We start from the raw sequence: 12,076 nt of genomic DNA, 5'->3' as shown, positions 1-12,076 counted from the left end.
TCAGCCGGAAAAGTCATCTCGCTCTGCGGCAACGTCGTGCGGTAAGCAACGCCCTCCCATGCTGCGGAGTACTTTTATTTGATCGCGAAGATGCGCAGCACACTAGCGAAGTGCGCGCGCTGCTTGCGCGCCGCTGGCACGCCGATTGGCCTGTACGATGTACGGATCGCCGGCCAAGTTCGGGCGCGCAACCTCGTGTTAATTACGCATCATAGGCAAGAGTTTGTGCGTGTGCCGGGTTTGGCACTGGAGGACTGGAAAAGCTGGTCCACGGCGCAGTCAAGCGCGAGTATTGAGCGTCAACTACAACTACCGCCTAACGCATTGACTCAGCTTGATTGACGCGCGGCAGCGCCCCGTCTTCGGATCTCGAGGGGCACAGCGCCTTCGTCGGCCTGCAGATCCTCGAGGCGTAGCTCAAGCTGTTCGATTTGGCGATCCAGTTTCTCTGATACTCCACATGAAAACGGCCATCGATTCCACGAGAAGGTGAGCGGGGGCGATCTCGCTCGAAATGGCACTGCGTATCGATGTGTGGCTTAGCGTCGAGCGCAGCGACAGCGCTGACATCTGACTAGCCGGGCAAACCCTTGACAACTTCTGGCAAACACGCGAGAAAATCACGTTGCGCGTGGAGCGTGTGCCAGCCGGGCGCGGCTATTGGAAAGCAAGGGCGAGGCAGCGTTGCGCATCATGTTCTAAGTTTGTCCTCAGCATTGCTTAATAGATGCCATGCCGGTATGAAAAAAGCGTCAAATCCAATGCCCATCTTGCAGCGCGGCACGCAGTGCCCGTCGCACTGCCCGCGCCAAACAAAGAGCGGTACAGCGAGACAGGCCCTGCGCGATAGCATAATCGAGTCCGTCGGCCTCGACCACGATTCCCCTCTTGGCCAGGCGCCTGCGCGGCGAGACTAGGCAAACGCGACTCACCCGATGCATTGCGATCAGGGCGGCCCCCGATTTTGACCCGAACCAGATAATGCCTGCCGCACTGATGCTGAACTGGCTTGTGGTCAGGGTCGGCTCAAACCGACGCAGCCACCGCCAGGCGATCCACGCCTCGCCGAACAAGACCACGATGCCGAGATCAAGACGCACAACGAACGCGGTGACGGTCAAGCTAGTGGCGGCCAGCCATGTCCCTATGCTTTCTCGTTTAGAAACTACGGCCGGCGGCACGACGAAGCGTACATGCGCCGGATCCATGGCAATGACGTAAAATCCTTGATCCACCACGGTATCTGTTGGCCTGCATCGCTAGTGCGACGCAAGCCCTGCACATCCTCCTTGTTTTGAGCAAAACATACCCCTCGCGCCGATAGGCACGATGCGAGGGAAAGCGGAAAAGGTATTTAAGCCGTTAGATTAATAGTCCTAACAATTGCGCGAAGTGTCTGCTTAGCTTGGAGCAACAGTGGAGGGTTTAACTATTTTACGGTGGCTGCGCGGCTCGGTGCGTCATGTACAAATGGCTAGGCACCCGTTTAGAGGCAACAAGCGACGCAGAAAACGCGCAAAGACGAGGGAAAAGAAGCAGCAGTGTTCGACGCACACGCAGACGGCGATATTCGGACGGACAAACGCCAAGAGGTGAAATATCCATGCCTGGATCCTGTATCACGGTTTTTTACCCGCGCCCTCTTGTCACGGAGGGTGGCGGACCGAACGAGGGTGACAAACCGGGATACAGGATCCGGCCCAGCCGAAGCTGGCCCCGCCCGGCCCGCCATAGACGAGACCAGACGTTACGCACAAAAAAGCCGCGAATCGTAAGATGGCGCGGCTTCTGTGCGCCTGTATCTACCGGATTGTCACACCCGGCCGCTGTTGTTTTCAGAGGCGATTCCAGTATAGGCAGTTCATCAAAAAACGGCAACTGGAGATTCCGGTTCCGTGTCGTGAGCACATGAATTGTCCGGGTTTGTAGCACGTCATGTATCCGGTTGTTGGGTGTCGTATGGCCCCCCGTGAGCCGGGCGCGTTGGTGACAGGAAACCCGGAAGATGAGATTTGAAGAGGTCTACAGCGACTGGCAGGACAAGCGGCTCACGCAGGCCGAGGCGGCGCGGCTATTGGGCGTTTGCGAGCGCACATTTCGGCGGCAGATTGGACGCTATGAGGCCGACGGTCTACAAGGGCTGCTCGACAAGCGACTGGATCAGTTCTCGCACAAGCGAGCGCCGGTGGATGAAGTGGTCAAACTCGTGCAGCTGTACCGGCGCGACTACACGGGCTGGAACGTGCGGCACTTTCACAGCGGGTACCGAGGCGAGCACGGCGGCATGCGCAACTACACCCGGGCGAAGAACACACTGCAACAAGCGGGCGAGGTCAAACGCGCCAAGGCCCGTTCGCGGGCGGTTTGCGCACAAGCTCGAGGGGATTGAAAAGACTTTCCATTCCCCATTCCTTGCGGGCGATGCCGAAGAGGGGGGAGGATGGCCAAGCGCCGAAGCACTGACGCCGGCTTCAGTGGCGGAGTGATCTGCCTCAGCCAGTCGGTGCGCAGTTTGGCTACGTCCGAACTGCGCGACGACGCCATCGATCGTTGCACGATCGGCGTTGCTCTCCACGTCTCTTGATCTGTACCGGATAGCCCTTGCGTCGAACACGGGCCTGCCACTGAAGATCGCCCCGACGAGTGATAGATGCTATTCACATGCCCTTCATGTGCTGCATCTCAGGCTTCGACAGCCCGAGCAGCGCAAAATTGGCGCAATCAATCGAATCTACCAAAGAAAAAGGGCCTAGCCATCGGCTAAACCCTTGAATCTATTGGTGGAGCGGAGGAGGATCGAACTCCCGACCTTCGCATTGCGAACGCGACGCTCTCCCAGCTGAGCTACCGCCCCACGTGAAGCGACGATTATAGCAGAAATACGGGCTCCGAAAGCAAGACGCTTCCCCCTACTTCCGCGGCGCCCCGGCCAGTACCCAATCCACCAACACCTTCGCATCAGCCTCATTCAACCGAGGATGCGACGGCATTGGAATTGGTCCCCATACCCCTGCTCCACCCTGCACGACCTTCTTGACCAGCCGCGCGGGCGCCACCGCATCCGCGTTGTATCGTTGCGCGATCTCAGCAAAGCTGGGCCCGACGAGTTTACGCTCGATGGCATGACAACCCAAGCATGCATTCTGCTTCGCCAGGGCCTGCGCGCGCTGGGCATCATACGCATGCGCACCGGTAGCCCCTCCCGCCAGCACAACGGCCACGCCCCAACGCAACAGCCCCCACTGAGCGAACCCGAACCCGCCCTGCAACCAAGCCCCGTGCCAACGCACCTGACTGACCCCGCTCATCAATTCGGCGCCTTCGGATTACCCGGCTTGATCGCCGAGTTGGACACGGGTGCGGGCGGCTGTTGATCAAGCGGTTGCACACTCACCCCTGCCGGTGGCACTTCACCCACCGTTGCTCCCGTCGGCTGCTCCGCCGCGGGCGCGGAAGCCGCGCTGGCGCCCGATGCCGGCGTCGCCACCAGTGACTTCGCATCCTCGGGCTTCACGTACTGAAACAGTTTGACGACCTGCTTCACGCCGGTCACGCGGCTGACAACGTCCGCCCCTCGATTGCCTTCGTCAACTGTCACCAACCCCATCAAGTAAACAATGCCGCGCTCCGTGGTCCATTTGTAATAGTTCGACGAAATGTCCCTGCTGCCGACCAACGCGGCCTGCACCTTGCTACTGATATACGTATCGCTGGTGCGCGAAGAAAACGAGCTCGCGGGCTGCACGGCCAGTTCATTGGCGATACTGCTCACATTGATGATGTCACGTACAATCGACTCGGCCTTTTGCTTCGCGACCTCATCCGGCACCTCCCCGGTCAACAGCACGCGACGGTTATAGACCGTCAGGTTGACGTGGGCGGTGTCCGGCAATGCATTGCCGATCCGGCTCAATGCCTTGATTTGGATCTCGCGGTCCTCCGTCTGGGCCCCGAGCGTGCGCCGGTCAACGGCCATCAGCGTGCCACCGGCAGCGCCGCCCAGCAGCAGTAGGCCGCAGCCCTGGAGCGATGAAGCAAGGCCCACGGCCAGCACGGCATGCATAAGCGTTTTACGGACGCGAGTGGCAGTCATTGACAAGCTCTCCCTGATTTGGTCAATCTTCTTCCCCGAGCAACATTGCATCGATCCCGTCGCACAAGCAGTGGATCGTCAGCAGCTGCAACTCATGAACCCGCGCTTGACGTTGCGCAGGCACGCAAATATGGATGTCGGTATCGATCAGCGATTGGGACAGCGGCCCGCCGCCGGCCCCGGTCAACGCGACGACGATCATCTCCCGCTCGTGCGCAGCATCGACGGCTGCAACCAACGCCGGCGCATCATCGTGCCCGGCGATCGCAAGCAGTATGTCGTCGCCGTGCCCCAGCGCCCGCACCTGGCGCGCGAAAACCTCGTCGTGCGCCTGCGTGCCACCGGATGCTCTCATCAAGTCATCATTGGCCAGGACAAGCGCCGGCAACCCCGGGCGATCGCGCTCGAAACGACCGACGAGCGCTGCCGTGAAACGCTGCGCGTCCGACGTGCACGCACCCTCCCCGCATGCCAGGATCTTGCCGCCGTTCGCCAGCGTCGCGAACATGGTATCGATTGCCGCGGCAATCGGCGCCCCCAACGCGTCCAATGCAGTCAATTGCAACTCTGCGCTCTCGCGGAACTGCCGCTGAATTCTCTCGATCGACATCAATTGTTCATACTCGTTTCTCGCCCGCGAGTTTACCGCAGTCGCGGATCTTCGCTGAAGGCATCGACGACCCACGTCAGTCGGCCACCATCGAACGCGACGATGTCGAACCGGCAAGGCGGCACTGCTCGCAGACGCCCGCCCGCCAGACGCGTGGCCAGGAAAGCCCGGGCGGCGGCCATCAGGCGGTATTGTTTGCGCACATCGACACTGGCGAGTGCCCCACCATAATCGGGGCGATTGCGAGCACGGACCTCAACAAATACGAGCATCCCATCGGTGGTCCGCATGACAAGGTCGATCTCCCCGCGCCGATAACGTATGTTGCGCGCCACCAGCACCAACCCGTGGCGGCTCAAATGGCGCAGCGCATGCGACTCGAAGACACGACCGACCCGGTTCGACACCGGCCGGCGCAAAAAGTTGTTCAACGGCCCCCCGGCCCGGGTCGGCTGGGTCGGCTGGGTCGGCTGGGTCGGCTGGGTCGGCTGGGTCGGCTGGGTCGGCTGCATAGGCTGCATAGGCTGCATCGCAGGCGGGGCGGTACCAGTCGCTATGCCACGTCGTGGCACAATGACGGGCGCTTTGTTGCTCATCGCTTCTCCTGAGGTATTCCTTGATCGATCCCCTCACGCTCGCCGAGAACCAGCACTATCCGGCACCGGCGCTTTATGTGATGGCGACGCCGATCGGTAACTTCGCCGACATCACGCTCCGCGCGTTGCACGTGCTTGCGCTGGTGGACCGCATTGCGGCGGAAGATACGCGCCACACAGCACAACTGCTCGCGCGTTACCGAATCACGCGCCCATTGCTGGCGGTTCACCAACACAACGAATGCGAAGCCGCACAGCGCGTCGTTGATTTCCTGCGCGCGGGCGAGCGTATCGCGTATGTGTCGGACGCGGGCACGCCTGGCATCTCGGATCCGGGCGCACGGCTGGTCGATGCGGTACGCAACGCAGGACTGGACGTGGTGCCGATACCGGGCGTCAGCGCGGTGACCGCTGCGCTGAGTGTGACCGGCGATTGGGCGGGCACGTTTACCTTCGCCGGCTTCTTGCCGACCAAGCCGAAGCAGCGGACCGCCCGGCTCCAGGCATTGGCGTCGCGTGAAGAAGCGCTTGTTTTCTATGAGGCGCCGCACCGCGCACTCGAGACCGTACGCGCGTTGGCCGAAACGCTTGGCCCGTCGCGTCGAATGTTGATCGCGCGAGAAATCACCAAGCTACACGAGAGTTTGCATCAGTGCATGCTGGCCGAAGGGCCAGCATGGCTCGCCGCGGATCCGAACCGGCTGCGTGGCGAGTTCGTCCTTGTGGTCGAAGGTGCTGGCGCACCCACGCAAAGTGACGCGCACCAGCATGACGCGATACTGACGGCATTGCTGGACGAAGTGCCGGTCAGCACCGCGGTCAAACTGGCAGTCGCACTAACGAGCGCATCACGTAGTGTGCTCTATGCGCGTGCGCTGGAATTGAAAAAGAACGGACCGGGAAGATAAAAAAGCCGCGATTGAACCGCCACCCGGGACAAAGGGTACTGCACAAACCCGCAGCCTCAATCATCTGGCCGACGCGAGTTGCTCGGCCATCGCCACGCGAGCCTCTTCGCGCGACAAGCCTTGCAGCCGGACTCTTGCGGTCCCGGAATGCTGCAGCCCAAGTGCATTCGCCGCCGCCTGCGACAGGTCAATGATCCGTCCTCTGTGATACGGCCCACGATCGTTAATCCGCACCACCACCGATTTCTTGTTCACGACGTTGGTCACGCGCACGAATGACGACAACGGCAAGCGCCGATGCGCAGCGGTCAACGCATTCTTGTCGAAGCGCTCGCCGTTCGCAGTACGACGGCCATGGAAACGAGGACCATACCAGGACGCGCGCCCCTCCTGCTTGAAATCCGACACGTCACGCGCATCCGCGACCAGCGGCTCGGCATCGGCAAGCGACGGGACATTACGTGCGGCCGTGTCGGCCGGCGCATCGCCCGACTCCCCGCGCGCGAGTGCATCTAGGGCTGACTTTGCGCGGCTTGACACCGACTGGACGAGCGCCGCACTGCTTGCCCCCGCTCTTCCCATCGTCGGGCTCACCGTCGTTGGCTCCTTGTGACCGCCGTGCGTCGCGCAACCGGCCAGCAGAAGGAGAGCGCAAACGGTCCCATAACATCGAGGCCATCGAGCTTTCATAGGTACGTCTTCACTATTGTGAGCCGCCACCAATGGCCACGGCTCTGGGCGAACGAACGGATGCGCCACGGCACCGGGCAGGCAGGCTGCGCACGGTGGGCGACGATCGCGAAACGGCAAGCGCCGTGATCCGCCAGGTTTTAACGCACGTCTGGCCGCCCCTTTTTAGGGACGTCGACCAGACCCGAATCACCGCTGATGACGTTACACCGATTGGCATGGTGCTTGCTAAACAAGCATCATGTCGACCAGCGGTGAAGGCTCCGTACCGGTGCCGGGCTACGCCGGGATCAGGCGCCCCGCGCCCAACCGGATGGAACGTGTCGCATCGACTTGCGATGCTGGATGCGGCCGCATTTCGTACGCGGCGTTTTACTGGACGGCGCCCTTTTCTATTCCGCCGGTTGGTGCGGGGACGTCCGACTTGACTGCACAATTAAGGTGCATGCCGGCCATTATACCCGATTGGTGCAGATCGTCATTTTCCGCAGTACGCCACTGCGGCCATGCGAACGCGCGGATGCGCAGATGCGCGGATCGGGACATGACGACTACAATGTTGCCTTCACTCAGCCAGCCGTTCAGTGCGCTTCCGAACCCAATGCAAGTCAAGCTGATTCCCGTCACTGCCTTCATGCAGAACTGCTCGCTGCTCGTGTGCGAGCAGACTCAACGCGCCGCCATTGTCGATCCGGGAGGAGATCTGGAGTTGATCCAGGCGCAGGTGCAAAAGCGCGGCGCGAGCGTAGAAAAGGTGTTGTTGACGCACGGACACGTCGACCATTGCGCAGGTGCCCGTGCATTGGCAAGCTACTACGGCGTGCCGATCGAAGGACCGCATCCGGATGAGCAATTCTGGCTGGCATTGCTGCCGCAGCAGAGCACGCGTTTCGGCCTGCCGGCGGCGCAAGCGTTCGAGCCGGACCGCTGGCTACACGATGGCGATACCGTGCGGTTCGGCAATGAGATACTGGAGATCCTTCACTGCCCGGGACACACGCCGGGACACGTGGTTTTTTTCAGCCGCGAACATCGACTTGCGCTGGTCGGCGACGTACTGTTTGCGGGATCGATCGGGCGGACAGATTTTCCGCGCGGCAATCATGCGGATCTCATCTCGTCGATCCGCAAGAAGCTGTGGCCGCTCGGTGACGACGTACGCTTCGTCCCCGGACACGGTCCGATGTCGACCTTCGGCGAGGAGCGGCGCACGAACCCATACGTGGCGGACCACGTTACTGCCAGTTAACTAGATACTCAATGGACGAAATCTATGTCAGCACCGATATCGAGGCTGACGGCCCAATTCCCGGCCCGCATTCGATGCTGAGCTTCGCATCAGCAGCCTATACCGCGGACAAACAACTGATCGCAACGTTCTCCGCCAACTTGGACACGCTGCCCGGCGCGTCCCCGCATCCGACTCAGGACGCGTGGTGGAAAACGCAACCCGACGCTTGGGCAGCATGCCGTACGGATACGCGCGCGCCCGAAGAAGCACTGCCCGCCTATGTTGACTGGGTCGAGGCTTTACCCGGCAAGCCCGTCTTCGTGGCCTATCCGGCCGGCTTCGACTTCACGTTCATGTTCTGGTACATGATGCGCTTTGCTGGCCGCTGCCCGTTCTCCTGGTCGGCGCTGGACATCAAGACGCTGGCGTTTGCGATGACCGGGCTGCCTTACCGGAAGGCGATCAAGCCGCGGCTGCCGAAGCACTGGTTCGACGCCCATCCGCACACGCATGTCGCGCTCGACGATGCGATCGAACAGGGGGCATTGTTTTGCAACATGCTTTCGGAGTTGCGCGTCCGCCAGGCGGCGCATGCCCAATGGCTGGCGGAGACAACGAACGACGGACTCGCGAAAGCAACGCCTCTCGACCCGGCGGCAGGCCCCGCGGAGTCCGAAACGGAACCCGGACAACAGGGCGGCGGCCGTTGAGCCGTTGAGCCGTTGAGCCGTTGAGCCGTTGAGCCGTTGAGCCGTTGAGCCGTTGAGCCGTTGAGCCGTTGAGCCGTTGAGCCGTTGAGCCACTAAGCCGCCCAGCCGTCACGCTACCGGCATGTCAGGGATCCTCAATCCAATCCGCCGCATCGCTTCTAGATAGCGCTCAATGACGATCCGTTCGTCGTAGCGCTGCTCGACCATTCGTCGCCCGCGCGCGCCCATAGTCGCGCGCGCGTCGGGCCCCATTTCAATGATGTGCTGAAGTTTGCGCGCCAGGTCGGTGGCATCCCTGGGCGCGCACAACAATCCGGTTTCGCCGTCGACCACGACTTCCCGGCACCCGATCACCTTCGTCGCCACCAGCGGCTTGGCCATCGCCGCCCCCTCCAGCAGCGTACGAGGCACGCCTTCGCGATAGGACGGCAACACGAGGCAATCAGCGCGCGCAATGATATCGCGCACGTCTTGCGTCGTGCCGAGGTACTCGACCACGCCTTCGGCGGCCCACTTGCGCATCTGCTCGGCACTGATCGCGCTTGGATTGGCAACGTCGGTCGCGCCGAGCAATTGGAACACCGCCTGCGGGTACACCGCGCGGACAAGGCGAGCGGCCTCGATGTATTCGCCAACCCCCTTATCCCACAGCATGCGGGCGATCAGCAGAAAGCGCACCTTGCCGTCGGGCATGCCCGCTGCACGCGGCGCGAAATGGGCGAGGTCGATGCCCTCACCGGGCAACACCTGCGTCTTGACCGGATCGACCAGTCGCTGCGCGACGAAGTCCTGCCGGTCGTCACCGTTGAGGAACCACACCTCGCGCGGGAAACAAAAAGCGAAACGGTACAACGCCTTGGCCACGCGCGCGACGAGATTGGTATTCACGAACGCGTAGCCAAGTCCGGTGGTCACGGCGATACACGGCACGCCAGCCAACTTGGCCGCGATCGAGCCATAGATGTTCGGCTTGATGGTGTAGTGGAACACCAGGTCCGGTTTCAGCGCGCGGTAGCGCGTCACGAGCGTGCGCACCAACCCGAGATCGTGCAGCGGGTTCGTGCCTTTCGCGGACAGCTCCAGCGGGATGACCCGCACGTTCAGTTCGCGTGCACGTGGCAACGTATCGTCGACAGGCGCCATCACGACGACGTCAACCCCCATTCCAACCAGCGTGCGCAGCAGTCCTGGACGAAAGATAACAATGGACCACAGTGTATTGGCCACCAGCACGACGCGCATGATAAAAGAGTAAAAGAGTTTTTGTTGCGAGCGCTCGCAGTCTAATGGAGCGGCCCGGCTCGCACAATTGCCAATCGCAAAAACGCCGGCCCGCGCGCCAACGCGGCGAATATGGACATTATGAGTAAAAGTGCCGCGGCAAACATACCGGCCAGAGACTAAGTCACTCACTACAACCGATACGAATTGCGTTTTATTCGCGACTTCTCTACCATTCAAGAAATAGAAACGCGCTAAAGGGAGGCACTCTTGGCACTCGATGCGTTTTCTCAAAAGATATTGCGCCTGCTGCAGCTCGACGCGCGCCGCTCGGTACAGGAAATTTCCGATCAAGTCGGTTTATCGAGTACGCCGTGCTGGCGGCGGATCAAGGAAATGGAGCAGTCGGGGGTAATCCAGCGCTACACTGCGTTGCTCGACCGGGAAAAGCTCGGATTACCTATGTGCGCACTCGCCCATATCCATTTGACGCGCCATACCGAGGGCGGCGTGGAGCAATTTGAGCGGGAAATCGCGACCTGCCCGGAAGTCACCGAATGCTATAGCACGACGGGCGAGGCCGATTACATCCTAAAAATCGTTGCAGCCGATATCAAGGCTTACGACACGTTCCTGCACGAGCGCATTTTCACAATTCCAGCCGTCGCGCAAGTCCACACCAGCGTCGTACTGCGGGAAATCAAGTTCGACACGCAATTGCCGCTTTGATACGGTGTGCGCATCAGGCCGTCGCGTGCACCGCAGCCGAACCGACCCTCTGCTGCAGCCGGATCTGGCACACGCCAAGACGCCGGGCGACGGCATCGAGATCGAGCGCCTGAGTTAAGTCATGATCACCACCGGCTTGCGCGCCACTGCCCGGTGTGAGCAGCAAGTCAAGCTCGACGCCGTGCCGCAGATAATGGATGTCGAACGACACGAACTGCACGCCGTGAGGGGAGAGTTCGCGCTCCAAATTCTTGCGCAGCCGATCGCGCGGCGGCAACGCTTCCCACGCGATGCGCTCGTCGTCGCTCTCCGGATCAACGTGGATCAACGCATCAAGCACGTGCGGCTCCTTCAATACACGCAGACGGGCCGTCTCCGCGATATAGTGCCCCTCAGAAACGGTGATTCGAGGTTCCACGAGTATATGGGCATCGACCAATGCCGCATCGCCCATCTTGCGCGTTCTCAGCTCATGCACCCCTTGCACGCCAGGCGTCGATAACAGCATTTCGCGGATCCGACGTGTCGTCTGCTCGTCCAACGCCCGGTCCGACAGGTCCTGGAGCGCATCCCAGCCAAAAATCCAGCCCATCCGGACAATCATGAAGCCGACGACGGCTACCGCGATCGGATCCAGCCACCGCCAGCCCGCCAGACTGCCGACGATACCGACCGCAACCACGAGCGAGGACGCGGCATCGGATCGGGCATGCCATGCATTGGCCACCAGCATCGCCGAACGCACCCGCTGCGCCTCGCGCAACATGTAGCGGAACAGTAATTCCTTGGAAAGCAGCACCGCCACGGCGACGACGAGCGCGGACACATGCACGGGCGGGATCTCATCGAGAACGGCGATGCGCTGAGCGCCGCGCCACATCATGCCGATGCCCACGACGATCAGCAGGCTACCCAGAAAAAGCGAAGCAACGGTTTCGTAGCGGCTATGGCCGTAGTTGTGATCGGCGTCCGGGTGGGCCCCGCTGTGCCGATTAGCAACCAGCACGACGAAGTCAGACACGAGGTCGGCCAGCGAATGCACCCCGTCGGCAATCAACGCTTGCGAATGGGCAAGCACGCCGACCACGATCTGCGTCATCATCAGCACCGTATTGAGTACGATGCTCACCAATGTGGATTTCTGCGCGACGACTTGGCGCTCGGGCAACGGAGCGGTCATGAAAAATAGATCAGGGCGGCGAAGACCATCGATTGGATGGCTATTTTATCAGCCGAATCCGGTTCGCGCCGCTCGTACGATTTTTTCAGAATAAAATCATCGGTTTAC

13 protein-coding genes, 1 tRNA gene and 1 pseudogene are annotated in these 12,076 nt (G+C 61.3%); 5 read left to right on the top strand and 10 right to left on the bottom strand.

The genetic code is table 11. From position 1 onward, the window contains the following. Positions 1-752: 752 nt before the first annotated feature. Positions 753-1,235 (bottom strand): hypothetical protein, encoded by a 483-nt coding sequence (locus tag B0O95_RS02505; protein ID WP_146063966.1) that lies wholly within the window; start codon positions 1,233-1,235, stop codon positions 753-755. A 770-nt stretch (positions 1,236-2,005) separates the two neighbouring features. Between B0O95_RS02505 and B0O95_RS02495 the strand changes: the two genes are divergently transcribed. Further along, complete coding sequence (locus B0O95_RS02495) at positions 2,006-2,389, top strand: helix-turn-helix domain-containing protein (RefSeq protein WP_104076476.1); 384 nt, start codon at positions 2,006-2,008, stop codon at positions 2,387-2,389. Here B0O95_RS02495 and B0O95_RS16985 read toward each other — a convergent pair. The 6 genes and pseudogenes from B0O95_RS16985 to B0O95_RS02465 form a co-directional block, all read right to left on the bottom strand. After that, a pseudogene (locus B0O95_RS16985) lies at positions 2,352-2,657 on the bottom strand (hypothetical protein); the annotation flags it as partial. The gene B0O95_RS02495 and the pseudogene B0O95_RS16985 sit on opposite strands and share 38 nt — an antisense overlap. A 121-nt stretch (positions 2,658-2,778) precedes the next feature. Then, positions 2,779-2,854: transfer RNA gene (locus B0O95_RS02485), tRNA-Ala, on the bottom strand. Between the two features lie 55 nt (positions 2,855-2,909). After that, complete coding sequence (locus B0O95_RS02480) at positions 2,910-3,308, bottom strand: c-type cytochrome (protein WP_104076475.1); 399 nt, start codon at positions 3,306-3,308, stop codon at positions 2,910-2,912. Next, positions 3,308-4,093 (bottom strand): BON domain-containing protein, encoded by a 786-nt coding sequence (locus B0O95_RS02475; protein WP_104076474.1) that lies wholly within the window; start codon positions 4,091-4,093, stop codon positions 3,308-3,310. Before B0O95_RS02475 ends, B0O95_RS02480 begins: the two co-directional genes overlap by 1 nt. Before the next feature lie 22 nt (positions 4,094-4,115). Then, positions 4,116-4,703 (bottom strand): SIS domain-containing protein, encoded by a 588-nt coding sequence (locus B0O95_RS02470; RefSeq protein ID WP_104076473.1) that lies wholly within the window; start codon positions 4,701-4,703, stop codon positions 4,116-4,118. Positions 4,704-4,735: 32 nt separating this feature from the next. Next, positions 4,736-5,299: a YraN family protein gene (locus B0O95_RS02465; RefSeq protein ID WP_104076472.1), complete on the bottom strand. Its 564-nt coding sequence runs from the start codon at positions 5,297-5,299 to the stop codon at positions 4,736-4,738. 80 nt (positions 5,300-5,379) lie between these two features. Between B0O95_RS02465 and rsmI the strand changes: the two genes are divergently transcribed. Beyond that, a complete protein-coding gene (rsmI, locus tag B0O95_RS02460) occupies positions 5,380-6,207 on the top strand; it encodes a 16S rRNA (cytidine(1402)-2'-O)-methyltransferase (RefSeq protein ID WP_104076608.1) in 828 nt (275 codons plus the stop codon). A 60-nt stretch (positions 6,208-6,267) separates the two neighbouring features. On the opposite strand, the gene B0O95_RS02455 is transcribed toward rsmI, so the two are convergent. Continuing rightward, positions 6,268-6,897 carry a septal ring lytic transglycosylase RlpA family protein gene (locus B0O95_RS02455; RefSeq protein ID WP_104076471.1) on the bottom strand — a complete coding sequence of 210 codons (630 nt, stop codon included), beginning with the start codon at positions 6,895-6,897 and terminating at the stop codon, positions 6,268-6,270. A gap of 601 nt (positions 6,898-7,498) precedes the next feature. On the opposite strand from B0O95_RS02455, the gene B0O95_RS02450 reads away from it, so the two are divergent. Both B0O95_RS02450 and B0O95_RS02445 read left to right on the top strand, forming a co-directional pair. Next, positions 7,499-8,146, top strand: coding sequence for an MBL fold metallo-hydrolase (locus B0O95_RS02450; protein WP_104076607.1), 648 nt, complete (start codon positions 7,499-7,501; stop codon positions 8,144-8,146). A gap of 11 nt (positions 8,147-8,157) precedes the next feature. Beyond that, on the top strand, positions 8,158-8,838 hold the full coding sequence (locus B0O95_RS02445) for a 3'-5' exonuclease family protein (RefSeq protein ID WP_104076470.1): 681 nt from the start codon (positions 8,158-8,160) through the stop codon (positions 8,836-8,838). A 108-nt stretch (positions 8,839-8,946) separates the two neighbouring features. Here the strand turns inward: B0O95_RS02445 and B0O95_RS02440 are convergent, their stop codons facing one another. Beyond that, positions 8,947-10,080 (bottom strand): glycosyltransferase family 4 protein, encoded by a 1,134-nt coding sequence (locus B0O95_RS02440; protein WP_104076469.1) that lies wholly within the window; start codon positions 10,078-10,080, stop codon positions 8,947-8,949. Positions 10,081-10,329: 249 nt separating this feature from the next. Here B0O95_RS02440 and B0O95_RS02435 point away from each other — a divergent pair, with 249 nt between their 5' ends. Beyond that, positions 10,330-10,788 (top strand): Lrp/AsnC family transcriptional regulator, encoded by a 459-nt coding sequence (locus tag B0O95_RS02435; RefSeq protein ID WP_104076468.1) that lies wholly within the window; start codon positions 10,330-10,332, stop codon positions 10,786-10,788. 13 nt (positions 10,789-10,801) lie between these two features. Here B0O95_RS02435 and B0O95_RS02430 read toward each other — a convergent pair whose 3' ends face one another. Beyond that, a complete protein-coding gene (locus B0O95_RS02430) occupies positions 10,802-11,968 on the bottom strand; it encodes a cation diffusion facilitator family transporter (protein ID WP_104076467.1) in 1,167 nt (388 codons plus the stop codon). Positions 11,969-12,076: the final 108 nt, after the last annotated feature.

Origin of the sequence: Mycetohabitans endofungorum (assembly GCF_002927045.1) — a bacterium.
Lineage (GTDB): Bacteria > Pseudomonadota > Gammaproteobacteria > Burkholderiales > Burkholderiaceae > Mycetohabitans > Mycetohabitans endofungorum.
Note: the sequence above shows the minus strand (reverse complement) of the source record. Positions and strands in the feature narration are given on the sequence as shown.